Here is a 26,220-nt window from a genome sequence, read left to right on the forward strand (position 1 = left end):
GGGGGGGGGGGGGGGGGGGGGCGGGGGGGGGGGTGTTTTCGGCTGTTGGGGGGGCGGGGGCCGTGCGTCGGGTCGTGGCGCGGCCCGGTGGCCGGGGGGTTGTTGGGGGGGGCGGCGCGGTGTGGGGGGGGGGGCGCGGCGGCCGCGGCCGGGGGGGGGGCCGGCGGCGCCGTGAGACGCTTCGGGGCACGGCTGAACCACGACGCCCTGCCCAAGGCGTTCAGGTCCTTGCCATTGATGTCGGCCAGCGGCACGCGGACCCCGATCGGCGTGCCCATGCGGACCAGTCGCTCACCGCTCGGGTGTGCGGGCACGGCGGCCTCGGCCTCGCCGTCCGGAAGGTGAAGCTGGACCTGACCGTCCTTCGTGACCGAGGCGAAGCCCTTGCCCCGCACCGAGAAGGCGACCATGCCGAAGTGGGTGCCCTCCTCGACCTCCGGTAGGGCCAGTGCGGCCTTGCGCAGTTGAGCCACGGTAGTCATGGGCCGAGTCTCACACATCGGTCCGCCGGGCAGCGGCTCGGTGCACTCGCACCTGGCCACCCACCAAATTGGATCACACGTTCGACATGATCGAGCCCCCGCATGAGGTTCGTGCGGGGGCTCGGCCGAGTCACGTGGAGACCGGATCTTCCGGTAGGTCGTCCAGGTCCTCCTCCGTCGGCGGAGTCTTCGGTGGCGGGAACACGAGGTCCTCGAAGGCCTCCATCGCAAGAAGGAGTAACAGTAGTAGGGCTGGGACAAGCAACGCGATCAAGACCACGGCACCTCCCAGGGGGAGAGTGGGCGGCTTTCTCAGGGCGGCTACGTCGGCTCAAGTCTGCATCCGAATGGAGTAGCGCGCATGTCGATCACGTTGCTGCCGCCCTGGCTCCGGCAACCGCGACCGTCAGACCGCCACACGTTCAGTCGCCGTGCTTGTCGTCCTCGCGCGACTGTCTCCGGGCGTCGCGCACGAGCACGACGGCCACGACAGCGGCGGCAAGCAGAAACAGCACCGGGAACACCAGACCCACCCATCGGCCGGCGCTCACCGCTCCGACTCCTCGCCCGGCACCGAACGGGCGTGGTCGCCACCGGCGCGCCGTACGCCGTCGTCCCCGCCGACGTGGGCGGGTTCGAGTGCGGCGGCGATCCTGCGGAAGAGCTCCAAGGCGGTCGTGTCCACGCTCACGGCGCTGAGTTCGAGGGATTCCGGGAGGCGGCCGCGCTCCAGCCGGGCCGGGTCACGGTCTACGTCGGGGTTCGGGCAGTGGTTCATCGGCAGAGCCTCCGGGCCGGTGCGGGCTTGACGGCATCGAGGAAGTCGGTTCCTGGCGTCAACGCCCTTGCTGAACAGGGTTCCCCCTTCGGACCGGAGAACGCGGGACAGGTGACCTTGGGCACGGCGACGTCCGGACCGGACGCGGATACCTGGACCGCCAACGGCCGACCTCGGCTGACCGGCGATTGAGAAACGGGGGCGCACAGTGTGATGGACGAGACGTGTTGGACTTCGCCATCGAGGTGACGCAAGGTGGTGACCGCCCCCTGATCAGGGCATTCGCCCCTGCCGGCTCACCTTGGAGACGCTCCTCATGACCACCTACGTCGCAGACCCCAGCCGCTACGACGGCGCCATGCGCTACCGGCGGACCGGCCGCTCGGGCCTCGACCTCCCGGCCCTGTCGCTTGGCTACTGGCACAACTTCGGCGACGACAAGCCGTTCGAGACCCAGCGTCAGATCGCGCTGCGCGCCTTCGACCTGGGCATCACCCACCACGACCTCGCCAACAACTACGGCCCGCCCTACGGTGCCGCCGAACTGAACTTCGGCAAGCTCATGCGGCAGGATCTGCGGCCCTACCGTGACGAGCTGATCGTCTCCACCAAGGCCGGCTGGGACATGTGGCCCGGCCCCTACGGCCAAGGCGGCGGCTCACGCAAGTACGTCCTCGCCTCGCTCGACCAGTCGCTGACGCGGATGGGACTGGAGTACGTCGACATCTTCTACTCCCACCGGCTGGACGCCACCACGCCGCTGGAGGAGACGATGACCGCGCTCGACACCGCGGTCCGGCAGGGCAAAGCCCTCTACGTCGGCATCTCCTCCTACGACGCCGAGCGCACCCGGCAGGCCGCCGCGATCCTGCGCGAGCTGGGCACCCCGCTCCTCATCCACCAGCCCTCCTACAACATGCTCAACCGGTGGATCGAGACCGACGGCCTGCTCGACGTCGCGGCCGAGGAAGGTTTCGGCGTCATCGGCTTCACCGCCCTCGCCCAGGGCCTGCTCACCGGGCGTTATCTCGACGGCATTCCCGACGACTCCCGGGCCAGCCAGGACAAGTCCTTCGACACGGGCTGGCTCACCGACGACACCCTCCGGCGTCTGCGCGCCCTGAACGACATCGCCGCCCGTCGCGGCCAGAGCCTGGCCCAGATGGCGCTGGCCTGGGCCCTGCGCGACGAACGAGTCACCTCCCTCGTCATCGGCGCCTCCCGGGTCGAGCAGCTGGAACAGAACGTCGCCGCCCTGGACAACCTCTCCTTCACCGACGAGGAACTCACCGAGATCGACGAACACGCCCTCATCTCCGGCAGCGTGGACCTGTGGCAGCAGGCCCGCACCGGCACCTTGAGCTGACCGCCGCCACCCGCACCGCGATGCCCTCGCCGAACGGCCCGGCACCGCCCCACCACGATCAGGGCGACGAAGCGGCGACGTGCGAGTGGACGATGTCCCATGCGGCGGGCCGGAGGTCGCCGAGGGCGGTTGCCCGCAGCGCGTCCAGCGTCTCCTCGGCGTCGTCCGTGCACGTGACACTGCCGGCGAGCACGTCGTAGCCGTCGCGGACGGCGGCGCGAAGGACACGGCTGCCGTCGTCCTCGGCGTGCACCGCCGAGGCGATCACCAGGGGTGGCTCGGCTCCCGCCTCACCGGCCACTTTGAAGAACGCGCTCGTGACCGGCTCACGCCAGCGCAGGCTGAGCAGGACGGGACGCTTGGCCACCACCTCGGCGAGGTCCGTCTCGCGGACACCCTCCGGTTCCAGCACCGTCGCCCGCGCGTCCAGGACGAGCGCCGCGGGCAACAGGCAGCGAAGGGTGCTTCCCACGATGTTGCCGCCGACCGTCGCGCTGCGCCGGACCGCCCCCGTGCCCACGCGAGCCGCGGCGAGACGCAGCGCATCGGGAACCCGGTCCTCCATCCGCTGCAACACCACGGCGCCACCGACCGTGGTCCGCTCCAGCACGTTGGCCTCGGGTACCTCACGCAACGACATCGCCAACGAGGGGAAGCCGTCCCGTTGCCACGTGGCCCACAGCAGCGTCGCCCCGCCGATCAGCACAGCTCCGTCGGCCAGACACTCCCTCGCCTCGGACACAGACGTCGGCACACGCAACAACACCAGTGACCACCTGCCTTCCACGCAAGACCGGACCCGAGCAGCTCGTGGCGTGAACTGGCCACCTGCCTCGCGGTAAGACAATCCCTTCAACAGGGGGCGCGTACAGGGCTCACACAAGCACACCGTCCGCTCCCTTTCGCACCGCCGCCGACAGCGACAGGTCACGTCCTCCCGTTCCCGGCCGGTGTCGGCGGCGCCGCCGCGTCAGGCGGCCGGGCCGGGCACCCGGGCGTTGTCCGCGGCCGGGCGGTCCCGGCGGGCGAGGCCTGTCAGCGACAGGGCGCCGGGCCCGAAGAAGACCAGCAGCAGGAAGCCCCAGCAGAACAGCGCGGGGGACAGTCCGCCGTTCTGCAAGGGGAAGAGCCCGTCCTTCTGGTGCTCGGTGAAGTACGCGAACGCCATGATTCCCGAGCTGATGAACGCCGCGCTACGCGTCGCCACCCCGAGGAGGACGAGAACACCGCACACCAGCTCGATCACTCCGGCGTACCAGAACGGCCAGTCACCCACGGGGCTCGCCTCCCGGTCCAGCACACCGAAGAGGGTGGAGACACCCTCGCTGGTGAACAGCAGGCCCAGGACGATACGGAACGCGCCGAGGACGAGGGGCTGGTATCCAGCCAGCCGGTCACTCAGTTGTACGGCACTCATCGGTAGGTTCTCCTCGAATCAATGTGCGGCGCCGCCGTGCGACGCGGGCGAGGCGGGACCGGCCCCTCCCGTACTGTTTACGTCCGCGCCGACCGGTTGGCTCATCGGAACGCCGGGTCGGTGGAAACCGCCCCGCCGCCGACGGGATGGGTCCCCGGTCCGTCGTGGTGACCGACGAGTGGGGTGGGGGTCAGGTCGGTGGGTCGCTCACCGGCCTCCAGCAGGGTGTCCGCGGCGCCCACGATCAGCGGGTCGGGTCTGCCGACGGCGGTGTTGTCCTTCGCCGGGTAGTCGCAGCGGTCGAGCAGACTGCGCATGGCCTCCAGGCGGCCGCGCCGCTTGTCGTTGTTCTTCACCACCGTCCACGGCGCGTGCGGGGTGTCCGTGGCACGGAACATCTCGATCTTGGCCGCGGTGTAGTCGTCCCAACGGTCGAGCGAGGCCAGGTCGGTCGGTGAAAGCTTCCACCGGCGTACCGGGTCCACCTGACGGATGGCGAAACGCGTGCGCTGCTCGGCCCGGGAGACGGAGAACCAGAACTTCACCAGCGTGATGCCGTCCTCCGTCAACAGCTTCTCGAACAGCGGTGCCTGGCCGAGGAACTGGCGGTACTCGTCGTCCGTGCAGAAGTCCATCACCCGCTCGACGCCCGCCCGGTTGTACCAGGACCGGTCGAAGAAGACGATCTCTCCACGGGCGGGCAGGTGGGTGACATAGCGCTGGAAGTACCATTGGCCGGCCTCCCGTTCGGTCGGCTTCTCCAACGCGATCACGCGGGCGCCGCGCGGGTTCAATCGCTCGGTGAACCGCTGGATCGTTCCGCCCTTGCCGGCCGCGTCGCGGCCTTCGCAGATCACGACGATTCGCTGGCCTGTGTCCTTCACCCAGCGCTGCATCTTGAGCAGTTCGATCTGCAGGATGCGTTTCTGCCGCTCGTACTCGGCTCTGCGTACCTTGTGGTCGTAAGGATGGTTGTCCCGCCAGGTCTCCACGGGGCTGCCGTCCTCGTTCAGCAGAATCGGCCTCTCGGGCCGCTGCTCGTTCACGCGAAGACCGTCGAGGAGTTCCTTCTCCGCCCCGCCTGGGGCGGTCCCGCGCCGCGTCGGCGCCTCGTTCCGCTCGGATTCCATGAAGCCTCCTGTCCGGGCACGCTGATCCGCTCCGAGTCTCCTGCCCGCTCCCCTCGTGAACATTGGTCCGCCGGGACCTGCAACCTGTCCGTGGGTCGCACGTCTGTCACTGCGAAGGGCCAGGCCGGAGCACCGGCTCGCGTTCTCCCCCCTTCATCGACACGGATACGAAGACGAGGAACCGATGTCAGACAGCAAGCACCGGGCGGCACCCCGCCCGTCGCGTGGGCGGACCCGGGTCATGGTGGCGCTCTCCACCGTCACGGCGGCCCTGGCGACAGGCGGCACGGCGGCGTCGTACGCCACCAGCCCGGCACCCGTTCCGGCCACGCCCGCTCCGGCCCCCACGAAGCCGGCACCCGCGCCCGCGAAGCCCTCCCCCGTGCCCGCCAAGCCCTCCCCCGTGCCCGCCAAGCCCACACCCGCGCCCGCCAAGCCCACACCCGCGCCCGCCAAGCCCCGGCCGGTGCCCTCGAAGCCCGCCTCCGCGCAGCCGGTCCCCGCCCACGGCGCGCCGGTGCCGGCCCCCGCTCCTGTTCGCCCCGCTCCGGAGGCAGCGGCTCCCGGTGTCCACGCGGCGGGTGAACCCCGTCCCGTCCCGGCCGTACCGACCCCGGTGCCCGTGCCTGACCGCGCCGTCCCGGCGCCGGTGCCTCCGCACGGCTCCCCGGCTCCCGCACCCGCCGGGCGCTGAGTGTCCGCGACACACCCCTGGACCCCCGGACTCCCTGCCCTGGGCGTACGGGGGCTTCTGCGCCGCCTCTCCAGCAGCCGGGCACACGCATCCGCAGTTGCGGTCACACCCCTCACCGACCGCCGCACCACCTCGGACATCGACGACCTCTACCACCACCGCAGGCTCGAACTCGTACGGCTGGCGGTGCTCCTGGTGGACGACATCCCGACCGCGGAGGACGTCGTCCAGGACGCGTTCGCCGCGCTCTACCGGCGGCACGGCGCCCAACTCACGGGCCTCGACGACCCGGAGGCATACGTCCGGCGCAGCGTCGTCAACGCCGCGCGCTCGGTGCTGCGGCGCCGTAGGACCATGCGGGCCCATGTGCCGCCTCGGCCCCGTCCCGCGCCGCCGCCGGAAGAGCATGTACTGCTGAAGGAGGAACACGAGGAGGTACTGGGCGCCTTGCGCCGGCTCACCACGCGGCAGCGGGAGGTGCTGGTGCTGCGCTACTGGTCGAACCTGTCGGAAGCCCAGATCGCCGAGACCCTCCAACTGTCCCGAGGCGCGAGCTGACCCCGGCGGGAGCGCGGACGGCTCTGCCCCGGCGACGGAGAAGTCGCCGGGGCAGGTGCCTGTGCCGTGCGACGGCTGTCACACCTTCAGAGTCTGGACCAGCGCGGCCAGTCCGTCCGTGTAGATGCCGTGGAAGAGGGCCTCGGCCTCGGAGTCGCTGACCCCGACGGGGGTGAAGGTTCCGGACCATTCCACGCGTGCGGTCCCAGGAGTCCCTTCGACGGCGTGCACGGTCAGCGTGGAGAGGTAGTCGGTGACCGGGAACGGCGCCTGCTCGATGGCGTAGGAGTAGGTCCGCTTCTCGTCGTCGAAGGCCTTGAGGCGTTCGACGATGACGTCGCCGTCCCCGTTGGTCAGCCGACGTACCCGACCCCCCTCGCCGAGTTCGCTCTTGGGGATGTAGGGGAGCCAGTCGGGCAGGGCGTCGAAGCCGCCGATGAGCTGCCAGACGTCGTCGGCGGACCGGGGGACGTCGACGGACGCGGTGGTGGTCGCCATGGTGCTGTTCCTTTTCGTGAGGAGGGGTTGGGGGGGGTTGGAAGGAGTCGGAGGAGTCGCGCGGTGACGGTCAGGCCGTGGGCGCGTCCTCGGCGATGAGCCGCTCCTCGCGCAGGGCCGTCCAGAAGGCGGCCGGGACACGCTCGTCGAGGGCCGCGATGTCCTCGGAGATCCGGCTGGGGCGGGTGGCGCCCGGAACGACCGCGGCGGTGGCCGGGTGGGCCAGCGCGAACTGCAGGGCCGCGGCCTTGACGCTCACGCCGTGCTCGGCGGCGAGCGCCTTGATCCGGTCGACCTTGGCGATGATGTCGGCCGGGGCCTGCTGGTACTCGAAGTGCCGGCCACCGGCGAGGATGCCGGAGCTGTAGGGCCCGCCGACGACCATGTCGACGTTCTGCTCGGTGGCGGCCGGCAGCAGGCGCTGCAGGGCCCGGCTGTGGTCGAGCAGGGTGTAGCGGCCTGCCAGCAGGAACGCGTCGGGCCGGGGCTCGTCCAGGTCCAGCGTGAGTTCGATCGGCTCCACCCGGTTGACGCCGAGGCCCCAGCCCTTGATGACGCCTTCGTCGCGGAGGCGCTGCAGGACGCGGAAGGCGCCGGTACGGGCCGTCTCGTACAGGGACAGCCACTGGTCGCCGTGGAAGTCCTGGGCTATGTCGTGCACCCAGACGATGTCGAGACGATCCGTCCGCAGACGCTTGAGGCTGTCCTCGATGGAGCGCAGGGTGGCATCCGCCGTGTAGGAGTCGACCATCTTGTTGGGCCGGCCGTGCTCGAACAGACCGCCCTTCTCGCCCAGATCGCGGGCGGCGGGGTCCTCCAGCTCGTCCAGGATGACGCGGCCGACCTTGGTGCTCAGCACGTACTCGTCGCGCGGCCGGCCGGCCAGCACCTCGCCGAGGCGGATCTCCGACAGACCCGCTCCGTAGAAGGGCGCGGTGTCGAAGTAGCGGATGCCCTGGTTCCAGGCGGCCTCGACGGTGGCGGCGGCCTCGTCGTCGGGGATGTCGCGGAACATGTTGCCGAGTGGTGCGGTGCCGAAGCCCAGGGAACCCGGCAGCAGGGACTTGATGCCCATGAGGAAGATCCTTCTCTGTGTCGCGTCTATGCGGAGTTCGTAGCGTTTTGCACTCGTCCGCGGCTCTTGCACTTTCGAGGCTAGGATCGACCTGTCAGACTGTCCAAGACTCACTTGGACACACTTGAGTCCGGGAGGGTCTCACATGCTTGACCTGCGACAACTTCGCTACTTCGTGGCGGTCGCCGAGGAGGAGCACGTCGGCCGTGCGGCGGACCGCCTGCACATCTCGCAGTCTCCGCTGAGCCGGCAGATCGCCCAACTGGAGAAGAACCTCGGCCTGCTCCTGTTCGAGCGCAGCCAGCAGCGCATCCGCCTCACCTCCGACGGCCGCGTGTTCCTTTCCGAGGCCCAGGCCCTGCTGCGGCACGCGAACCGGTTGGAGAACCTGGGCCGGCGCCTCGGCCGCGGCGAGGAGGGCGGCCTGTGCGTGGGTTACGTCAGCCATGCCATGCACACCGGTGTGCTGCCCCTCGCGCTGCGCGAGCTGCACAGCGAACGGCCGGGGATGCACGTCGCGCTCTACGACCTGACCGCGGCCGAGCAGTTCGAGGGACTGCGCCAGCGGAGCCTGGACATCGCGCTGGTTTCCGAGGCCCCGTCGGAGTCCGACCCGGACCTGCACAGCGCGCTGCTGGTCAAGGATCCGTTGCTGCTGGCGATGCCCAGCAGTCACCCCCTGGCCGAGAGCAAGGAGATCCCGCCCTCGGCTCTGGGCGCCGAGCCCTGGGTCGCCGTCGAGAACAGCCAGGACCCCGCCTGGCGGGACGACTTCGTCGCGTCCTGCGCCGCCGCCGGGTTCACTCCCGACATCCGGCTCGAAGCCCCCGACGCCCTCACCGCCCTCGGCCTGGTCGCCTCCGGCCTGGGCATGGCGCTGGTACAGGAGAGCATGCTGCGCAACCGCCCACCCGGCGTCACCGTCCGCCGACTCCCCTGGCTCGAAAGGTCCGTCCAGCTCTGGGCCGCCTGGCACCGGATCGATCTCCGCCCGGTCGTCGCGTCCTTCCGGGCGACCGTCCTGAAGACCTCCGAAGCCCCATGAGGCGTCCCGTCCAGCGCACCCTTCCGACGCCGGCGCGACCAAAAAAATTTACGGCCTCTCCTCGAGCCGTTCTCCCCAACGAGCAATAGCGCGAAACCCCGTCCCACCAGCGATGCGCTTTGATACCCGAAGTAACCCGCAAAGAATGCGCCGGGCACAATGGCGCCGCATGATCGCATCAGCGATAAAGCAGAGACATATTCACGTCCCTAGGATCGGCGACTCCGCGGCATCGGTGCACCGGCCACCCGGGCACGCGCCCATCGAAATTTACCTAGGAGAAGCGGCCCTCCGGACAGGCCCGGCGAGTGGTGGCAGCGCACCCTAGGGTGGGGAGCCGCTCGCATCCTAGGGTGGGAGCCACCCGGAACTCCCGCCTCCACCTGCGCACTTCGCGACCACCGAGACACGCTGGACAAACAGACCAAGTGCAGCATTCGGGGAATGCGGAGTAAATCCGGCGCTCGCTTAACTTTCTCCAACCCGGGGATCGACGTAGCTCCGAGTCATCACTAAGGTATCCGCTGGCACCTGCATGTAAGGCACTCCCAAAAAGGGGCCGGATGGCCGTTGCCGAAGAGCGTCGAATAGTAGTAGTCCGTTACCCCCCGACCTTTGCATTCGTATTCCTGTCGGTCACGGCAGCGAGCTCGATCAGCCGCCCGCGCGTACCGTCAGCAAACAAAACGGAGCGATAAACAGGATGCGGTTCCAGCTGCTAGGGCTGCTCAGCATCGCCGATGGCGAGCATGCCGCCGTCTTGCAGCCGTCCAAGCCGACGAGCCTGCTGGCGGCCCTGCTCATCCACTCCGGCGCGGCCGTGTCGACCGAGTATCTGGTGCGCGCCGTCTGGGACACCGAGCCCCCCGCCACGGCGCGAGCCGCCCTGCAGAGCTGCGTCCTGCGGCTGCGACGGATCTTCGCGAAGTACGGGATCGCGAACGACGCGATCGAGGCGGTCCCCGGCGGATACCGGATGCGCATGGACCGCGAGACCCTCGACCTCGTCCGCTTCCGTGACCTGGTCCGCTCGGCGGACTCCGTCGGCGACGCCGAGACCGAGTCCTACGCGCTCAGGGAAGCGCTCGCCCTCTGGCACGGGCCGGTGCTGGCGAACGTCTCGTCGCACATGCTCCACCGCGACGAGGCACCCCGGCTGACCGAGGAGCGTTTGCGGGCACTGGAGCGTCTCTGTGACATCGAACTGGCGCGCGGACGATGTCGCGAGGTGCTGTCGGAGGTCTGGGACGCGGCGCGACGGCACCCGGAGAGGGAACGGTTCTCCGAGCAGTTGATCGAGGCTCTCTACCGAACCGGCCGCCAGACCGAGGCCCTTGCGGAGATCCGAGCCGTCAAGGAGCGTCTCAAGGAGGAGTTCGGGATCGACCCGGGCGCCCCCTTGCAGCGCCTGGAACTGGCGATCCTGCGCGGCGAGGAGCTCGGCATCCCGCCGGCCCGCACCCTCCCCGCGATCGGGGCACGAGCCACCTCGAAGGCGGCGCTCCCCTCGGGCGGGACGGGTGCGCCGAGTGCCACGTCGCCGGAGGCGCTGCTCCCCGTACCGGCCGCCGCGGCGGCACAGCCCCCCGCTCCACCGGCGCAGGCCCCCGCCTCGTCTCCCGCACCGTCGGTGCAGACTGCGCCGATGGCGCCCACGTCGCCGTCGGTACCGTCGGCCACGTCCACGACCGCCACGGTGGCGCCCGTCCCCTGCTTCACCGGCCGCGCCGCGCAACTCGCCGCCATGCGACGCGCGTTGACCGCCGATGGGCCGGGGACCGGGCCGGTGGTGATCTCCGGGGCCCCCGGGGTCGGCAAGACCGCTCTCGCCCTTCAGGCCGCCCACCTCGCTCAGAAGGCCTTTCCCGGCGGCTGCTTCACGCTCGGCATGACCCGTCCGGACGGCAGCCCGCTCGACGCCGCCGAGGCCCGGGCCCAACTGCCCACGAACGGAGCCGGACGCCGCCTGCTCATCCTCGACGACGCGGTGAGCGCCGAGCAGATACGCCCCCTGCTCCCCTCCCCCGGCGAGGGCGTCGCGGTGGTGACCAGCCGACGCGGTCTCGCCGGCCTGATCGCCACCCATGGCGGGGTCGTGCACCGACTCGACACGCTCGCCCCGGAGGAGTCGCATCACCTGCTGATCGCCACTCTGGGCCCCGAACGGGTGGCCGAGGAGCCCGAGGCCGCCCGCGAACTGGCCCGGATCTGCGGGCACTTCCCGCTGAGCCTGCGGATCGCCGCGGCACGCCTGCTGACGCGCCCCGGCCTCGGCATCGGCGACTGCGCCTCATGGCTGGCCGCGGATCTGCCGGCCAGGCTCTCCCTGGCGGACGAGCCGCTGATGTCCGTGCCCCTCGTGTTCGAGGCGGCGCTGCTCCGACTGAGCCCCGAACTGAGGGAGGCGTTCCTGCTGCTGGCAACGGAGCGCCGCGTGGCCGGGGCCGCCGATCCGGCGACGCCGCAGGACGTGCCGGACGTATCACATGTCCCGGGTGTCTCGGATGTCGTGGACGTCTCGGACGAGGTCCTCGAGCGGCTGGCGGACGCCGGCTTCGTCGAGGAAGGGCCGCCCAAGCCCTACCGCATCCACGAACTGCTCAAAATCTACGCGCGTCAGCTCGGGACCACCCCGTCGACGGTCCGTCTCGGCACCGCGGCGACCCCCGGCTGACCACAGCAAACCTTCTCGGCCACTCCTCCCACCGGCCCCCATCCAGAGGTGACATCAGCATGCCTTCCGCACGGTACGAAGCCGTCGCAGCATCCCGCCCCCGCATCCGGCGCGACGTCCTGTTCACCGAGACCCCCGACGGCGTCCTCTTCCACAACGCCGACGGCGGCTTCCGTCTGACGGCCAAGTCGGCGTACCGCTTCGCCACCCTGCTCGTGCCGCACTTCGACGGCGAACACACCGTCGCCGAGATCTGTACGGGGTTCGGCGACCGCCAGCGTGCGATGGTCGGCGAACTCGTCGGCACCCTGTACGAGCGGGGCTTCGCCCGCTCCGTCCCACCGAGACCCTCGCCGGAGGCGTTCGAAGGGCCCGAGCCGTCCGACGACGTGGCGCGTCGCTACGCGGCCCAGATCGCGTACACCGACCACTACGCCGACGACGCCGCGCGCCGCTTCCAGCGCTTCCGCGACACGCGGGTGGCCGTCCTCGGCAGTGACCTCGTGGCCCGCTGGTGCGTTCTGAGCCTGATCCGCAACGGCAGCGCCGCGATCGGCGTCCTGCCGGGACTCGACCTGGCCGGGATCACCGACGAGGCGGCGGCAGCCGGCGCCGACGGCTGCCTCGTCGACGTCCGCGAACTCGACGGGTCCGGGAGCCCGCACGCGCCACTCACCTGGGCTGCCGTCGAGGGATACGACGTCGTCGTCGTCACGGGCGGACCCGACGCACCCCGCGTCGTGTTCCCGCTGGTGCGCGCCGGGGTGCCCGCGGGACGCACCCTCATACCGGCCTGGTCGTTCGGCGGCCACGCGGTCGTCGGTCCGTCGATGTCGGCGCAGACCACGGGCTGCTGGTCGTGCGCCGTACTGCGGCTGGGAGCGGGCGCCGGCGCCGCGCGGGCCGCCGACGTGTGGAGTTCCCTCGCCCTAGACCTGCCGGCTGCCACGCCGGTCCCCGGAGCACACCCCGGCCGCCCGCTGGCCGCGATGCTCGGCAACCTGCTCGGCTACGAGGTGTTCAAGACGGCGACGGGGGCGCTGCCCGCCGAGACGGCCGGACAGCTGATCATCCAGGACGTGGAGTCGCTCGACGTCACCTCGGAGCCGCTGCTGCCCCACCCCCGTTGCCCGTGGTGCGCGGACGAGGCGGAGGCGGACTCCCCCGAGATCGACCTCGCGAGCGCGGACACCCGGGGCGGCGCCCTCGCGCTGCCCACCGTGGACACCGCCCGCGAGGCGGACGCCCTGGTGGAGGAGCTGAACCGCCGCTCGGTGCTGCTGCGGCCGAACGCCGGTGTGTTCACCCGCTACGACGACGAGGGCATCACGCAGACGCCGCTCAAGCTCAGCGTCGTGGAGCTCGGCCTCGGCCACGGCCACACCCGCCGTGTCGGCGCCGCCGACGTCCATCACGTGGCGGGCGCCCGGCTGCGCGCCCTGCACCGCGCCGCCGAGACCTACGCCGAGCACGTCGTCCCGCACCGGCGCACCGGCGCACCGGAGCAGGCCGTCCGCCTGGCCCCGGCCGAGTTCGGCACGTGGACGGGCGTCGGCGACGCGCAGGCCGACGTCCGCGGCTGGGTGGCCGCGACCTCCCTGCTCACCAAGGAGCGGTTCCTGGTGCCGGGCGAGGCGGTCCGTCCGTTCGGCGCCGACAACCGCGACCGGCTCTTCGAGGCGACGAGTGCCGGCATGAGGGCGGGCGCGAGTGTCACCGACGCCGCCGCGCAGGGCGTGCTGTCGGCCCTCGCGTACGACGCGCTCCAGCGCGCGATGCGCGGTTCCGGGGTGCTGGCTGTCACCGTCCCCGCCGACGCCGATCCCGAGCTCACCTTCCTGCTGCGCTCCGCCGCCAATCTCGGCGTCGAGGCAGAGCTGCTGGACCTCGGGGAGCGGGAGCGCTCCGGCGTGGCCGTGGTCCTGGCCCGGGCCGGGGCCCGCTGGGCGGTGGCCGCGGAGCTGTCGTACCCGGCCGCTGCTTCGGCGGCGCTGCGTGGCCTGCTGGGGGAGGTCCAGCTGGAGCAGCAGGGCCTCGCGGAGGGGACCTCGTACGGGGATCCGCTGCTCAGCGACTTCGATCCGCGGGCGCTGGCCGTCTCCGCCGCCGTGACCGTCGAGGGGACGGACGCGCCCTCGTGGGCGGACGTGCTGCGCCGGCTCGGCGAACAGCGCCGCGACGCCCTGGTGGTGCCGACCGGCTCCGTGGACCTGGAGCGCGCCGGTGTCCACGTGGTGCGTGTCCTGCTGACGTCGGAGGCCCGGCGTGTCGGTTAGCACCACGGACAGGCCGGCCACCGCGCCGGCGGCTCACGGGCCGAGTCCGGTGCGGCTCATGACCGGCCTGCTGCGCACGGCGCTGGACGGTCAGGGCCACGGTGACATCGCCGTGGCGGTGAGCGCGCTGGGCTTCGGCGACGCGTTCGCCGAGGGCCACAGCCAGCACCCGCCGGGGACCGTCCCGGTGCACCTGTACGCGCGGCAGGCCGTCGTGGGCCCCGTCACCGTCGAGGGCGTCCCGCCGTGCCCGCAGTGCCTGACCCGGCGGTGGCAGGCGGTCCGTTCGGTGGCGCTGCGCGACGCCCTCGAACTGGGCGGCGCCACGCACGAGTCCGGCCCGTGGCCGTACGCCGTCCCGTTCGCCGCCGAGGCACTCGCCTCGCTGGTGGGACAGACGCGGGAACACCCGGTGCGCGAGCCCTTCCCGGACGTCCAGGTGCTGGACCTGGAAACGCTGTCGGTCCGCCGCTATCCCCTCGTCCCCGACCCCCAGTGCCCGGCCTGCTCCCGGCCCGTGGCCGACTCGCCCGAGGGCGCCGTCGTCACCCTGGCAGCCGCGCCGAAGCACGCGCCGGGCACCTTCCGGCTGCGGAGCGTCGAGGCGTACGACATCGACGTGGCGGCCTTCGCCAATCCGGTGTGCGGTGCCCTCGGCCCGTCCGTCGTCCATGACGTCTCGTCCACGTCGACGTCCGCGACCATCGGCTGCTTCTCGATGCGCTCCGGCGAGTACCTGCGCGAGACGTTCTGGGGCGGACACGCGGGTTCGTTCGGCGCTTCGGCGCGCATCGGGGTCCTCGAAGGCCTGGAGCGGTACGCGGGCATGCGGGCGCGCGGCAAGCGCACGTCGGTGACCGGGACGCTCGACGAGTTCGGCGCCGACGCGGTCGACCCGAGGCGCGTGGGGCTCTACTCGGAGGCCTTCCACCAGGAGAACCCGCACGTCGTGCGCTTCACCCCGGACCGCGAGATCCCGTGGGTGTGGGGCTACTCCCTGCGCGACCACGAACCGCGCCTCGTGCCCGAGATCCTGACGTACTATCACGCGCCGGGACTGGAGAACCGCTTCGTCCAGGAGAGCTCCAACGGCTGTGCGTCGGGCGGCTGTGCCGAGGAGGCCGTCTACTTCGGCCTGATGGAGGTCGTCGAACGGGACGCCTTCCTGCTCGCCTGGTACGGGCAGCAGCCGCTGCCGGAGATCGACCCCGCCACCAGCGCCCGCCCCGCCACCCGGCACATGGTGGACCGGCTGGCGATGTACGGCTACCGGGCCCGGTTCTTCGACACCCGCATCACGTTCCCGATCCCCGTCGTCACCGGCGTCGCGGAGCGGTTGGACGGTGGCCTGGGCCGGATGTGCTTCGGCGCGGGTGCCGGGCTCGACCCGGAGTCCGCGCTGGACGCGGCGCTGTGCGAGATCGCCACCGACGCGGTCAATCTGCGGGGCCGGTCCGAGCGCGACGAGGCCAGGCTGCGCGCCATGGCGGAGAACTTCTCGCGGGTGACCGCGCTGCACGACCACCCGCTGGTCTACGGCATCCCCGAGATGGGCGTCCACGCCGACTTCCTGCTGCGTGTCCCGGCCGCCGAGCGGCCGCTCGCGGTCGCCGACCTCGGGTGGCCGGACGCCTCCGGCGCGACGGCCTCGCCCGACCTGCGGGACGACCTGGAGCGCTGTGTCGCCGCGGTCGTCGCCGCCGGGTTCGACGTGGTGGTCGTCGACCAGACGCTGCCCGAACAGCGGCTGCTGGGGCTGCACACGTTCAGCGTGCTCGTCCCCGGTCTGCTGCCGATCGACTTCGGCTGGTCGCGGCAGCGCGCCCTGGGCATGCCCCGGCTGCGCACCGCCCTGCGCGAGGCGGGGCTGCGCGAGCGGGACCTGGAGGCGGCCGACCTCAACCCGGCCCCGCACCCCTTCCCGTGACCGCGGCCACCCGCACCGCTCCCCGCCCCCACGCCACACAAGAGGAGACTTCCGTGGGCTACGCCCATGAATACGCGACGGCCATCATGCACCGGGGCCGTATCCCGATGGAGCCGGCCGACTTCGTGCCCGACTGGGCGGACCGGCCGCGCAAGGCGAAGTACTACCCGGGTGCCGAGTCGTTCCCGCTTCCCGACGTGCCGTACCCGGCGCACGCCACGGTGACGGCCGGTTGCCTGCCCGACGGCCACCCGGGCACGGCGGAGCCCTTCACACTGCCCCTGCTGTCCGGCATGCTGCTGGACTCCTACGGGCTGGTGGACAGGCGCCTGGCCGTCCAGGCCAACACCGACCTCGGGGCCCTGCCCCACTACACGCAGGCCAACTGGTCCCGGGGCACCGCCTCCGGCGGTGGCCTGTACCCCGTGAGCGTCTACTGGGTCTCGGGCCCCTCCGGACCGCTCACCCCCGGAGTGCACTACTACTCCCCGCCGCACCACTCCATGCAGCGGCTGCTCGCGGGCGACGTGAGCGGCGAGGTGCGCGCCGCACTCGGAGCGCACGGCGAGGCGACGGACCAGTACCTGGTGCTGGGCGTCAAGTACTGGCAGAACGCGTTCAAGTACAACAGCTTCTCGTTCCACGCCGTGAGCATGGACGTGGGAGCGCTGCTGCAGACCTGGCGCGTCTGGGCGCGCGCCCGTGGGCTGCGGCTGGCGCCCGCCCTCTGGTTCGACGAGGCACGGCTGGCCGGCCTGCTGGGCCTGGGCGAGGACGAGGAAGGGCTGTTCGCCGTCGTACCGCTGGTCTGGGACACTCCGCGGCCCGGGTCGGACACCCCGGCGACCGACGACGCGGCCGTCCGCCGGCAGGATCGTGAACGGTCCCGGACAGTGCTCGACTTCGACACGCTGCGGCGCATCCACCGCGCGACGGCGGAGCACGCGACCGACCGTCCGGCGCCGGGCGCGCTCGACGACTGCGCGCCGGCCGCCCCGACCGGGGCCGCCGAGCCGGTCGCGCTGCCGCCCGCCGCGTTCCCCGAGGTCGACGTGCGTACGGCACTGCGCACGCGCCGCAGCAGCTTCGGCCGCTTCGACGCGACCGTCCCGCTCACCGCGGCGCAGCTCGCCACCACGCTCGCCGCCTGCGCCGAGACAAGGCTCGGCAGCGACGCGGAGCCCGACGGCACACCACGGCAGGCACGGCTGTACGCCTTCGTCAACCATGTGGAGGGCGTCGAACCCGGCGCGTACGCCTACGAACCCGACACGCACACACTGCGGTTGGTGGCGCCGGGCGCGCCGGGCTCGTTCCTGCAGAAGAACTACTTCCTGTCCAACTACAACCTCGAACAGACGGGCGCCGTCATCGTCCCCACGCTGCGCACGACGGCGGTCCTCGACGCCGTCGGCGACCGGGGCTACCGACTGGTCAACGCCACCGTCGGGGCGATCGCGCAGACCTTCTACACCGCCTCGGCCGCACTCGGGCTCGGCGCGGGTGTCGCCCTCGGCTTCGACAACATCTCCTACGTCGAGGAGCTCGGCCTGGAGGACACCGGGGAAGCGCCTCTGCTCATCATGCTGCTCGGCAACGAGCGGCCGCACCCCGCCGACTTCCGCTCCGACATCGCCTGACCGGGAGCCGCCATGACAACGACAACCAGTTGGCAGCCCGGCCGACGCTTCCTGCTGCGGGTGGCCGGCCTGCCCATCGAGACCGTCCGCGACCTGCGCTGCCCCGACAGCGTCCGCTGGGCCGACGACGTGCTGTCCGCCGAGGAGGGCCTGCTGGAGCGGGGCCGGGAACTGAGCGACGTACTCCACGCGCTCGTACCGGCCGCCGAGCGGACCTTCCCCGACGACCAGGGCGGGCGACGCCGTCACCTGCTCTCACTGCGCCGGGACATCTTCAACAACCGCCTGCCGAAGGGGATCACGTCCGCGCTCGACCTGATCGAGGCGCTGGACCCGGCCGTGGCCGAACGGACCCGGGGGTGGCTCGACGGCCGGCGCGCGCTGGACGAGCTGCACCGCCGGGGAGCCGCGCTGATCGGCGGTGAACTCGCCGAGACACGCGGCGTGTTGCGGGCACTGCTCGACGAGGACCGGCTGCGTCACGGACTCCTCCTGGCCTCGCCGACGCTCGAAGCCCGTCTGGAGCCGTACGTGCGCCTCGGCGCGGGGGTGCGCCCCGACAAGCGGCTGCGCAAGATCGAGCGTTCGGTGCTGTCGTACCTGTACCGGACGGCCTGCAAGACCAGCCCGTTCAGCACGTTCACGGGCGTCGCCCTCGGCACCTTCGACGAGGGCGACGACCCCTCGGTGCGTCTTCGCGCCGAATGGCGGGGCCGGGTGCGGCCGAACGTCGTGGTGCTGGCCCGGTTCGCGGAGCAGATCCTCGCCTCCCCCGCCCTGCGCGCCGACCTCCCCGTCCGGCTCGCGTCGGGCTGGGGCAGTGACGACCACCGCGTGCGCTACGTGCGTCGCTGGGTGACCACGGGCGACGACGACGCGGCGGTCACCTTCGACGCCGTCAAGGACCGGTTGTTCTTCCTGCGGCGCAGCGGGACGCTCGACCGGCTCATCGCGCTGCTGAGCGAACGGGACCTGCGTTACGGGGAGTTGGTGGACTGGCTGTGCGCCGAGTACGGCGCGGACGCCCAGCTCGGGGAGTCGTACGTGTCGGCGCTCCTGCAACTCGGCATGATCCGCGTGCCGTGCCTGGACACCGACGTGCACACCGCGGACCCGCTGCGCGCCTTCCAGGACGCCCTGCGAGCGCTGGAACGGCCGTGGGCGGGGGAGCTCGCCGCGGAACTCGACACCGCGGCCTCGCTGATCGACGCGTATCCGCACGCGAACACGGCGGGACGCGCCCAACTGCTCCGCCGGCTGCGGGCCTGCCTGGGCGACGCGCAGCGGCTGCTGGGCGCCCACGAGGTGGCCCTGCCGCAGACCCTGCTCTACGAGGACGCCGACGCGGGCGACGACGTCTCGTGCGGGCTGGGCGCCTGGACCGGCGCGGACGGCGGGGCGCTGCGCTCCGTGGAGCGGGTCCTGCCCGCGTTCGACCTGACGCTGCCGCAGCGGGTGACGTTCAAGGGGTTCTTCCTCGCCCGCTACGGCAAGGGCGGCCGGTGCGACGACCTGCTCGGTCTCGTGCACGACTTCCACGAGGACTTCTTCGACCAGTACCTCTCCTTCAGCGCCAAGCGCGTTCCCTTCGACGCGAAGGGCGACTACGTGCCGGAGGAGAACTGGCTGGGGCTCACCGAGATCAAGGCCCTGGACCGGGGACGGCAGGCGTTCATCGGCCGGATGCGCGCCCTGTGGGCGGAGCACGACGGGGAGGCCGATGTCGTCCTGGAGGACGGTCACCTCGCCGAGGTCGCGGCCGAACTGGACGGCGTCGACTCCCCGTTCACCCCGCAGAGCCACCATCTCCAGGTGACCTCCGAGGACGGCGAACGGCTGCTGGTGCTCAACCGCTCCTACGGCGGACTGTCGTTCCCCTTCAGCCGCTTCACGCACGTCTGGGACGACGGCCCCGCACCCGCCGTCTCGGACCTGCTGCGGGAGCAGGCCGCGCGGCTCACCCCGCCCGGGGCCGTCCTCGCCGAACTCACCGGCGGGCCCGTCACCAGCAACCTCAACCTGCACGGACGCCTCACGGACTACCAGATCGTGTGTCCCGGCGAGGCGAGCAGTGTCCCCGAGGACCAGCGCATCCACCTGGACGATCTGCGCCTGGAGCACGACGAGGCCGAGGACCGTCTGGTGCTGCGCTCCACGCGCCTGGACTGCGAGGTCATCCCCGTGTACCTGGGCTACCTGGTACCCCTCGCCCTCCCGGAGACGCCGCGCACGCTGCTGTTGCTGTCGCCGACATCGATGGCACCGCTCGACGTCTGGGCCGGGGTGCCGCACGGCCCGGCGCACCAGGGCGTCACCCGCCGTCCGCGCGTCCGGCACGGCAATCTCGTCCTGGTCCGGCGCGGCTGGTCCACCACCGCGGCCTCGCTGCCGATCCGTCCCGCCGGCACTCCCGAGGACGAGGTGTTCCTCGCCTGGCGGCGCTGGCGGCGCGAACACGGCCTGCCCGCCCGGGTCTTCGCCACCGTCTCCAGCGGCCCCCGGGGCGGCGCGGGCGCCAAGCCGCAGTACCTCGACTTCGACAGCTTCCTGTCGCTGACCGCGTTCGAGGCGCTGGTCAAGTCGCCGGACGACCGGGTCGAGCTGCGGGAGATGCTGCCCGCCGAGAACGGGCTGCACGTCGTGTCCGAGCGGGGCAGCCATGTCGCCGAGCTCTCCGTCGAGACCTTCACCGCCACCCGACGCACCGAGGAGAACGCCACGTGTCCGAGCTGAACCCCTCCCCCGGCGCGTGGCAGGCCATGCACATCTTCTACGCCGCCAACCCCCAGCCCCTGCTGGTGAACTGCGTCGGCCCGCTGATCGCGGGACTGAAGGACGACGGGCTGCTCGCCGGCCACTTCTTCATCAACTACTGGCTGGAGGGCCCGCATGTGCGCCTCCGCCTGAAGCCCGCGACCGAGGAGGCGACGCCGGAGGTGCGCCGCCGTGCCGAGGAGGCCGTCGACGCCTTCCTGCGCAGCCGGCCGGCGCTCTACGAGGTCGACTCCGGATTCCTCAACGAGTTCTACAACACGCTCTTCGAGATCGAGTTCCCGGAGGGCGACCGCGGCGACTTCATGGCGGAGGACGGCCGCATGCGGCTGCGTCCGAACAACTCCCGCTCCTACGAACCGTACGAGCCCGAGTACGGCAAGTACGGCGGTCCGGCGGGCATCGCCCTCGCGGAGTGGCACTTCGCGCACTCCAGCGACCTGGTCGTCGAGGCCCTGGGCTCCATGAACCTGCACCTGCGGACCGTGCTGCTGGGCACGTCGGCGCAGCTCATGATGGTCATGGCGGGCTGCTTCCTGCCCGACGACGACGAACTCGCCGACTATCTGGAGCGGTACTACGAGTTCTGGCACCGCGCCTTCCCCGGCACCGGCTTCATCGGCTCGTCGGAGTACGACCGCAACTACGCCGAGATGGCGCCGCGCCTGGGCCGTCGCTTCGAGGAGATCCGCCGGGCCGTCGCCGCGGACCGGCTCGACCGGTTGCCGGCCTTCCTGCGCGGCTGGGCGGCGCACTGCCTGGAGCTGCGGGAGAAGGCGGTCGCCCTGGCAGAGGGGGGCGAACTGGTCTTCCGCTCCTGGGACGGCACCCGTGACGAGCAGGTCACCGACCCCGCGGTGGCGCTTCCGCTGCTGCTGTCGCCGTACATGCACATGACCAACAACCGGCTGCATGTGACGATCCGTGACGAGGCCTATCTCTCGCACGTCCTCGGACGGGTCCTGCGCTCCGGCACCGGAAGCACCTCGGAGGCCGCCTCATGAGCCCCGAGCGGGCCGAGGTGTTCACCCACCGCCCCCGGCTGCGGCCGGACGTCCTGCTCAGCGCGCCGCTGCTGCGCGGCCCGGCCACGGTGCACCTGATCAGGGATCCCGCGGACGGTTCCGGCTTCGAGGTCGGGCCGAAGGAGTACTTCCTCATCTCCCGGCTGGACGGGCGGCGGAGCCTGGAGGAGATCGGCGACGAGTACGCCGCCGCCTTCGGGCGACGGCTGGGCGAGGCCAACTGGCGGCAGTTGCTGGGGCTGCTCGGCGCCAAACGGCTGCTCGCCGGCGCACCGGCACCGGAGGCGGTCGCCACGCCGCCCGCACCGCCCCTCAGCGGCAACCTCTACCGGGGCAGCCTGCGCCTCGTCGCCGACGCGGGCGCGACCACCGGACGCCTGCACCGGGCGCTGCGCCCCCTGCTGCGCGGGCCGGTCCTGCTGCCCCTGCTGGTGCTCTGCCTGGCCATGGAGGTCGCCTTGGCCGCCGGGCTCGGCACGCTCGTGCGGGACACCTGGTGGCTCTTCCACCAGCCGGTGGCGCTGCTCGGTGTGTTCACCCTGCTGTGGCTGAGCACGGGTGGCCACGAGCTGGCGCACGGCATCGCGGCCCGGCACTTCGGCGGCACGGTGACCGAGATCGGCCTGCGCTGGCGGCTGCCCGCCGCGATCATGTACTGCCGGGTGGACGACTACCGTTTCCTGCGCAGCCGGCGGCACCAGCTGGCGATCGGCGCGGCCGGCGCCTTCGCGAACCTGCTGTTCCTGCTGCCCTTCGCCGTGTGGTGGGCGGCGCTGGAGGCGGGCGATCCCACGCGCAGGGTGCTGTCGGGACTGCTTCTGCTGGGCAGCGTTCAGGCACTGGTCAACCTTCTGCCACTGCCGCCGCTGGACGGATACACCATGCTCTCCCACGTGCTCGGCGTGTCCAACTACGCGCCCGAGAGCGGGCGCTACCTGCGACTACGGCTGCGCGACCGCCAGGCCGCGGCCGGCTACCCGCGCCGGGCGCGGGTTCTGTACATGGCATACGGGATCGGCTCGTCCGTTCTGGTCTGTCTGATCGCGGCCGCGTCGGTCACGGCCGTGTTTGTTCTGCTCGCCCCCTGACGGGCCTGTTTCGAGGAGCTGTTCATGACGGAGACGGAAACCGTGCCGGCGGACCCCGGCAACCACGCGGCGGATGCCGCGATCCACGTCGAGGGGGTGAGCAAGCGCTACGGGACCCGCCAGGCACTGGACGGCGTCTCGCTGCGCGTGGCACGGGGTGAGTTCTTCGGCCTGCTCGGGCCCAACGGCGCGGGAAAGACCACCCTGGTGGAGATCATGGAAGGCCTGCGTCAGGCCGACTCCGGCACGGTCGCCGTACTGGGCGGCTCCCCCTGGCCGCGCAATGTCGCGCTGCTTCCGCGGCTCGGCGTGCAGACCCAGTCCTCGGCGTTCTTCGTGCGTCTGACGGCACATGAGCACCTGGCGACCGTCGCCGCCCTCTACGGTGCGGACCGCGCGGCGGTCGAGCGGACGCTGGAGGCCGTGGCGCTCACCGAGCAGCGGGACACCCGCGTGGAGGACCTCTCCGGCGGGCAGCGGCAGCGGCTGGCCATCGCCTCCGCCCTGGTCCACGATCCCGAGCTGATCTTCCTGGACGAGCCCACCGCCGCCCTCGACCCGCAGGCCCGTCGTGATCTGTGGAGCGTCCTGCGCGCTCTGAAGGAGGCGGGCCGGACGATCGTGTACACCACGCACCACCTGGACGAGGCGGAAGCCCTGTGCGACCGGGTGGCGATCCTGGTGGAGGGCCGGGTCGCCGCGCTGGATTCCCCGCGCGGCCTGGTCGGCGCGGTGGGTTCGGCGACCTCGGTGCTGCTGGAGCCGGAGCGGATGACCGTGGCGGAGGCGGAGGCCGTCGAGGGCGTGGACCGCGCCGTCCTGAGCGGCGGCAGCCTCGTGCTCGAGACGCGGGCGTCCGGAAAGGTGATGTCGGCGCTGGACGCGCTCGGTGGCCTGGACGGCGTGCAGACCCGCTCGGCCACGCTGGAGGACGTCTATCTCCGGCTCACCTCCGCCGCCGGAGACGGCAACCCCCCGCACACCCCGCACACCCCGCACACCCAGAACACGGAGCACCAGGCATGAGCGCATACGGGGCACTGACGGCGGCCGGCTACCGGGCCCAGGCCCGGGACACGGCGGCACTCTTCTTCACCTTCGCCTTCCCGCTGGTCTTCCTGGTGGTCTTCGGGCTCATCTTCAACGGCCAGGAGGTGGAGGAGACCGGCCGGCCCTACATCTCGTACATCGCGCCCGGCGTGATGTCGTGGGGCGTGGGCAACGCGGCGGTGTTCGGCATCGCGTTCACGCTGATGCAGTGGCGCCGGGACGACCTGCTGCGCCTGATCCGGATGACGCCGACGAGCCTGCCCACGGTGCTGGCCTCCCGTTACGTGCTGGCGCTCGCCATCGGCGTCGTACAGGCCGTGGTGTTCGTCGCGGTGGCGATGCTGCCGCTGTTCGGCCTGGAGCTGGATTCCCGCTGGCCGCTGGCGCTGCCCGTGCTGCTGTTCGGCATCACCGCGTTCCTGTCGATCGGCGTGATCATCGGCTCGTACGCCGACACGCCCGAGGCGGTGGCCGCCATCGCGAACTTCCTGATGGTGCCGATGGCGTTTCTGTCCGGCTCGTTCCTGCCGCTGGACATGATGCCGGACTGGCTGCAGACGCTCTCACGGGTGCTGCCGCTGCGCTACTTCAACGACGCCGTCTCCGCGTCCCTGACCGGCAACGGCAACCTCGGTGACGTGGCCGTCGGATGCGGCGCTCTCGTCGGCTTCACCGTCGTCTTCGCGGCCGTCGGCCTGAAGACCTTCCGCTGGAGCAACCGCACATGACGACCACCGCGGTACGGGAGGGCGTACCACTTCAGGAGGCAGGGAGCCGGCTGCGGTCGGCGCTGGCCGAGCGGAGCGCCCCGGGCCGGGTCCCCGAGGTGGTGCCGCTCGGGTCGCGCGACGTGCGGGACGACCCGCACGCCGCCGTGCGGCCCACCGCCCTGGTCCATCTGACCTCCCGCGAAGTGCTGGTGGGGCCGTGGGGCGGCGACGCGGACGCACGGGCCTGCGGAACGTGTCTGGCGATGCGCTGGCAGCGGCTGCGGTCGCGGACCGAGCGGGACGCCCTGGAGACGGGCACCCCGTGGAGCTTCGCCCCGCACTGGCCCGAGCAGCCGGCGTTCGTCGCGGACGCGGTGCACGCCCTGTACGAGGCGGTGATCGGCGCCCCGGCGCCGGCGCCGCCGGGACGGACGTCCGCCGACCGGGCGCTGCCGCAGGTCTCCTGCCTGGACGTGGCGACCCTGACGGTAAGGACGTTCCCGCTGTACGCCGACCCGCTGTGCCCGCACTGCGGTTCCGGCGGAACGGACAGCCGTCAGGACGCCGAACTCGCGCTGGTGAGCCGGCCGAAGCCGGCCGAGGACGTCTACCGGCTGCGGCCGGCGTCCTCCTACCCGCTGGCCCCGGCGGCGCTCGCGAACCCGGTCACCGGCCTGCTGGGCGCCGGGACCTGGCTCAACGTCACCTCACCGACAACGGCGCCGGTCGCGGGCAGCGTCTTCATGCGCGGCTACGCGGGCCTTACCGACGTGACCTGGAGCGGCCAGGCCAACGGCTTCGCCGCCAGCCGCGACCTGGCCTTCCTGGAGGGCCTGGAGCGCTACGCCGGCACCCACCGGCGGCGCGGAACGAAGCTGCTCACCGCCTCGTACAACAGCCTGGGCGAGGACGCGCTGAACCCGGCCGACTGCGGCTTCTACGCCCTGGAGACGTACCGCGACGACCCTCTCGTCGACCCGTTCGACGCCGACCGGCCGATCCCGTGGGTGTGGGGCTACTCCCTGCGCGACCGGCGTCCCCTGCTGGTCCCCGCCCGCCTGGTGCACTACAGCGCGGGGCTGGCGGCGGACAACTTCGTCTTCGAGTGCTCCAACGGCTGCGCCATCGGCAGCTGTCTGGAGGAGGCGGTCCTCGGCGGGCTGCTCGAACTGATCGAGCGGGACGCCTTCCTTCTCGCCTGGTACGGCGGGACCCGGCTGACGGAGATCGACCTGGCCACGGTCGGCGACCCCACCGTCCGGGCCATGATCGACCGGGCCGCGCTCCAGGGCTACGACGTGCACGCCTTCGACAACCGGATCGACCTCGCCGTGCCCGTGGTGACCGGACTTGCGGTACGGCGGGACGGCGGACCCGGCCTGTACTCCTTCGGCGCCGGCGCCTCCCTGGACCCGGCGTCGGCACTGGAGGGCGCCCTGTCGGAGGTGCTGACGTACATTCCGCACCTGCCGGGCCAGGTGCGCGAGCGGCGGGGCGAACTGGAGGCGATGGCCGCCGACTTCACCAAGGTGCTGCACCTGAAGGACCACGCGCAGCTGTACGGGCTGCCCGCCATGGCGGTGCATGTCGCGCCGTACCTCCAGCCCCGGGAGGTCCGTCCGATGGCGGACGTCTACGCGTCGTGGGAGACGTCCGGCCGGCCGCGTACCGGCGATCTGGCGGACGATGTGGCCCTGTGCCGCGACGAGTTGGCGCGGGCGGGCCACGATGTGGTCGTCGTGGACCAGACCACGCCGGAGCAGCGGCGGATGGGGCTGCGGACGGTCTGTGTGCTGGCTCCCGGGCTGCTGCCGATCGACTTCGGCTGGTCCCGGCAGCGCGCGCTCGGGATGCCCCGGCTGCGCACCGCGGCCCACCGCGGCGGGCTGCGCGACAGCGACCTGGAAGGGTGGGAGATCCGCCGGGTCCCGCACCCGTTCCCCTGAGGCCGCACACGGCGACGGCCGGGGGGGGGGGGGCCCCCCCCCCCGGGGGGGGGGGGGGGGGCCCCGGCC

General features: G+C 71.9%; 21 protein-coding genes. 14 read left to right on the forward strand and 7 right to left on the reverse strand.

Going from position 1 to position 26,220, the window contains the following annotated elements; translation table 11 throughout:
• Nucleotides 1–904 precede the first annotated feature (904 nt).
• Together ACFV6X_RS34170 and ACFV6X_RS34175 are read right to left on the reverse strand one after the other, a co-directional pair.
• Nucleotides 905–1,033 (reverse strand): hypothetical protein, encoded by a 129-nt coding sequence (locus ACFV6X_RS34170; protein WP_385390193.1) that lies wholly within the window; start codon nucleotides 1,031–1,033, stop codon nucleotides 905–907.
• On the reverse strand, nucleotides 1,030–1,260 hold the full coding sequence (locus ACFV6X_RS34175) for a hypothetical protein (protein WP_385390195.1): 231 nt from the start codon (nucleotides 1,258–1,260) through the stop codon (nucleotides 1,030–1,032). Before ACFV6X_RS34175 ends, ACFV6X_RS34170 begins: the two co-directional genes overlap by 4 nt.
• 316 nt (nucleotides 1,261–1,576) lie before the next feature.
• On the opposite strand from ACFV6X_RS34175, the gene mgrA reads away from it, so the two are divergent.
• Nucleotides 1,577–2,626, forward strand: coding sequence for an L-glyceraldehyde 3-phosphate reductase (gene mgrA, locus ACFV6X_RS34180; RefSeq protein ID WP_385390196.1), 1,050 nt, complete (start codon nucleotides 1,577–1,579; stop codon nucleotides 2,624–2,626).
• 58 nt (nucleotides 2,627–2,684) lie between these two features.
• Here the strand turns inward: mgrA and ACFV6X_RS34185 are convergent, their stop codons facing one another.
• The 3 genes from ACFV6X_RS34185 to ppk2 all read right to left on the reverse strand — a co-directional run bounded on the left by ACFV6X_RS34185 (nucleotide 2,685) and on the right by ppk2 (nucleotide 5,173).
• Nucleotides 2,685–3,392: an FAD binding domain-containing protein gene (locus ACFV6X_RS34185; RefSeq protein WP_385390197.1), complete on the reverse strand. Its 708-nt coding sequence runs from the start codon at nucleotides 3,390–3,392 to the stop codon at nucleotides 2,685–2,687.
• A gap of 204 nt (nucleotides 3,393–3,596) precedes the next feature.
• The gene (locus ACFV6X_RS34190; protein WP_385390198.1) at nucleotides 3,597–4,043 is read right to left on the reverse strand and encodes a DoxX family protein; all 447 of its coding nucleotides are present in this window, start codon (nucleotides 4,041–4,043) and stop codon (nucleotides 3,597–3,599) included.
• A gap of 101 nt (nucleotides 4,044–4,144) precedes the next feature.
• Nucleotides 4,145–5,173 carry a polyphosphate kinase 2 gene (ppk2, locus tag ACFV6X_RS34195; protein WP_385390199.1) on the reverse strand — a complete coding sequence of 343 codons (1,029 nt, stop codon included), beginning with the start codon at nucleotides 5,171–5,173 and terminating at the stop codon, nucleotides 4,145–4,147.
• 184 nt (nucleotides 5,174–5,357) lie between these two features.
• Here ppk2 and ACFV6X_RS34200 point away from each other — a divergent pair, with 184 nt between their 5' ends.
• Together ACFV6X_RS34200 and ACFV6X_RS34205 are read left to right on the forward strand one after the other, a co-directional pair.
• Complete coding sequence (locus tag ACFV6X_RS34200) at nucleotides 5,358–5,867, forward strand: hypothetical protein (RefSeq protein ID WP_385390200.1); 510 nt, start codon at nucleotides 5,358–5,360, stop codon at nucleotides 5,865–5,867.
• A 138-nt stretch (nucleotides 5,868–6,005) separates the two neighbouring features.
• Nucleotides 6,006–6,425, forward strand: coding sequence for a sigma-70 family RNA polymerase sigma factor (locus tag ACFV6X_RS34205; RefSeq protein ID WP_385390218.1), 420 nt, complete (start codon nucleotides 6,006–6,008; stop codon nucleotides 6,423–6,425).
• 78 nt (nucleotides 6,426–6,503) lie between these two features.
• Here ACFV6X_RS34205 and ACFV6X_RS34210 read toward each other — a convergent pair whose 3' ends face one another.
• Both ACFV6X_RS34210 and ACFV6X_RS34215 read right to left on the reverse strand, forming a co-directional pair.
• Nucleotides 6,504–6,923 carry an SRPBCC family protein gene (locus tag ACFV6X_RS34210; RefSeq protein WP_385390202.1) on the reverse strand — a complete coding sequence of 140 codons (420 nt, stop codon included), beginning with the start codon at nucleotides 6,921–6,923 and terminating at the stop codon, nucleotides 6,504–6,506.
• A gap of 70 nt (nucleotides 6,924–6,993) precedes the next feature.
• Nucleotides 6,994–7,998, reverse strand: coding sequence for an aldo/keto reductase (locus ACFV6X_RS34215; RefSeq protein ID WP_385390203.1), 1,005 nt, complete (start codon nucleotides 7,996–7,998; stop codon nucleotides 6,994–6,996).
• 145 nt (nucleotides 7,999–8,143) lie between these two features.
• On the opposite strand from ACFV6X_RS34215, the gene ACFV6X_RS34220 reads away from it, so the two are divergent.
• From ACFV6X_RS34220 to ACFV6X_RS34270, 11 genes are all read left to right on the forward strand, one after another.
• Nucleotides 8,144–9,043 (forward strand): LysR substrate-binding domain-containing protein, encoded by a 900-nt coding sequence (locus ACFV6X_RS34220; RefSeq protein ID WP_385390205.1) that lies wholly within the window; start codon nucleotides 8,144–8,146, stop codon nucleotides 9,041–9,043.
• Between the two features lie 703 nt (nucleotides 9,044–9,746).
• Nucleotides 9,747–11,717 (forward strand): BTAD domain-containing putative transcriptional regulator, encoded by a 1,971-nt coding sequence (locus ACFV6X_RS34225; RefSeq protein WP_385390206.1) that lies wholly within the window; start codon nucleotides 9,747–9,749, stop codon nucleotides 11,715–11,717.
• Nucleotides 11,718–11,776: 59 nt separating this feature from the next.
• Nucleotides 11,777–13,993, forward strand: a complete 2,217-nt coding sequence (locus tag ACFV6X_RS34230) for a TOMM precursor leader peptide-binding protein (protein WP_385390208.1) — start codon at nucleotides 11,777–11,779, stop codon at nucleotides 13,991–13,993.
• A complete protein-coding gene (locus tag ACFV6X_RS34235; protein ID WP_385390209.1) occupies nucleotides 13,983–15,920 on the forward strand; it encodes a TOMM precursor leader peptide-binding protein in 1,938 nt (645 codons plus the stop codon). Before ACFV6X_RS34230 ends, ACFV6X_RS34235 begins: the two co-directional genes overlap by 11 nt.
• Before the next feature lie 53 nt (nucleotides 15,921–15,973).
• Nucleotides 15,974–17,560, forward strand: coding sequence for a nitroreductase family protein (locus ACFV6X_RS34240; RefSeq protein WP_385390210.1), 1,587 nt, complete (start codon nucleotides 15,974–15,976; stop codon nucleotides 17,558–17,560).
• Nucleotides 17,561–17,572: 12 nt separating this feature from the next.
• On the forward strand, nucleotides 17,573–20,293 hold the full coding sequence (locus ACFV6X_RS34245; protein ID WP_385390211.1) for a lantibiotic dehydratase: 2,721 nt from the start codon (nucleotides 17,573–17,575) through the stop codon (nucleotides 20,291–20,293).
• 26 nt (nucleotides 20,294–20,319) lie between these two features.
• Nucleotides 20,320–21,336, forward strand: a complete 1,017-nt coding sequence (locus tag ACFV6X_RS34250; RefSeq protein WP_385390219.1) for a lantibiotic dehydratase C-terminal domain-containing protein — start codon at nucleotides 20,320–20,322, stop codon at nucleotides 21,334–21,336.
• Entirely contained in the window at nucleotides 21,333–22,445 is a 1,113-nt protein-coding gene (locus tag ACFV6X_RS34255; protein ID WP_385390212.1) for a peptidase M50, read from the forward strand. The genes ACFV6X_RS34250 and ACFV6X_RS34255 overlap by 4 nt, the downstream gene beginning before the upstream one ends.
• 24 nt (nucleotides 22,446–22,469) lie before the next feature.
• Nucleotides 22,470–23,471: an ABC transporter ATP-binding protein gene (locus ACFV6X_RS34260; protein ID WP_385390214.1), complete on the forward strand. Its 1,002-nt coding sequence runs from the start codon at nucleotides 22,470–22,472 to the stop codon at nucleotides 23,469–23,471.
• Nucleotides 23,468–24,223, forward strand: a complete 756-nt coding sequence (locus ACFV6X_RS34265; protein WP_385390215.1) for an ABC transporter permease — start codon at nucleotides 23,468–23,470, stop codon at nucleotides 24,221–24,223. The genes ACFV6X_RS34260 and ACFV6X_RS34265 overlap by 4 nt, the downstream gene beginning before the upstream one ends.
• Nucleotides 24,220–26,151 (forward strand): TOMM precursor leader peptide-binding protein, encoded by a 1,932-nt coding sequence (locus ACFV6X_RS34270; protein WP_385390217.1) that lies wholly within the window; start codon nucleotides 24,220–24,222, stop codon nucleotides 26,149–26,151. The genes ACFV6X_RS34265 and ACFV6X_RS34270 overlap by 4 nt, the downstream gene beginning before the upstream one ends.
• The last annotated feature ends 69 nt before the right edge of the window (nucleotides 26,152–26,220 follow it).

Source organism: Streptomyces sp. NPDC059861 (assembly GCF_042731435.1).
Lineage (GTDB): Bacteria > Actinomycetota > Actinomycetes > Streptomycetales > Streptomycetaceae > Streptomyces.

Excerpts from the sequence above, each read along its gene's own strand:
- ACFV6X_RS34175 (WP_385390195.1), bottom strand. The coding sequence starts at position 1,260 with ATGAACCACTGCCCGAACCCCGACGTAGACCGTGACCCGGCCCGGCTG.
- mgrA (WP_385390196.1), top strand. The coding sequence starts at position 1,577 with ATGACCACCTACGTCGCAGACCCCAGCCGCTACGACGGCGCCATGCGC.
- ACFV6X_RS34190 (WP_385390198.1), bottom strand. The coding sequence starts at position 4,043 with ATGAGTGCCGTACAACTGAGTGACCGGCTGGCTGGATACCAGCCCCTC.
- ppk2 (WP_385390199.1), bottom strand. The coding sequence starts at position 5,173 with ATGGAATCCGAGCGGAACGAGGCGCCGACGCGGCGCGGGACCGCCCCA.
- ACFV6X_RS34200 (WP_385390200.1), top strand. The coding sequence starts at position 5,358 with ATGTCAGACAGCAAGCACCGGGCGGCACCCCGCCCGTCGCGTGGGCGG.
- ACFV6X_RS34210 (WP_385390202.1), bottom strand. The coding sequence starts at position 6,923 with ATGGCGACCACCACCGCGTCCGTCGACGTCCCCCGGTCCGCCGACGAC.
- ACFV6X_RS34215 (WP_385390203.1), bottom strand. The coding sequence starts at position 7,998 with ATGGGCATCAAGTCCCTGCTGCCGGGTTCCCTGGGCTTCGGCACCGCA.
- ACFV6X_RS34220 (WP_385390205.1), top strand. The coding sequence starts at position 8,144 with ATGCTTGACCTGCGACAACTTCGCTACTTCGTGGCGGTCGCCGAGGAG.
- ACFV6X_RS34225 (WP_385390206.1), top strand. The coding sequence starts at position 9,747 with ATGCGGTTCCAGCTGCTAGGGCTGCTCAGCATCGCCGATGGCGAGCAT.
- ACFV6X_RS34230 (WP_385390208.1), top strand. The coding sequence starts at position 11,777 with ATGCCTTCCGCACGGTACGAAGCCGTCGCAGCATCCCGCCCCCGCATC.
- ACFV6X_RS34245 (WP_385390211.1), top strand. The coding sequence starts at position 17,573 with ATGACAACGACAACCAGTTGGCAGCCCGGCCGACGCTTCCTGCTGCGG.
- ACFV6X_RS34250 (WP_385390219.1), top strand. The coding sequence starts at position 20,320 with ATGCACATCTTCTACGCCGCCAACCCCCAGCCCCTGCTGGTGAACTGC.
- ACFV6X_RS34255 (WP_385390212.1), top strand. The coding sequence starts at position 21,333 with ATGAGCCCCGAGCGGGCCGAGGTGTTCACCCACCGCCCCCGGCTGCGG.
- ACFV6X_RS34260 (WP_385390214.1), top strand. The coding sequence starts at position 22,470 with ATGACGGAGACGGAAACCGTGCCGGCGGACCCCGGCAACCACGCGGCG.
- ACFV6X_RS34265 (WP_385390215.1), top strand. The coding sequence starts at position 23,468 with ATGAGCGCATACGGGGCACTGACGGCGGCCGGCTACCGGGCCCAGGCC.
- ACFV6X_RS34270 (WP_385390217.1), top strand. The coding sequence starts at position 24,220 with ATGACGACCACCGCGGTACGGGAGGGCGTACCACTTCAGGAGGCAGGG.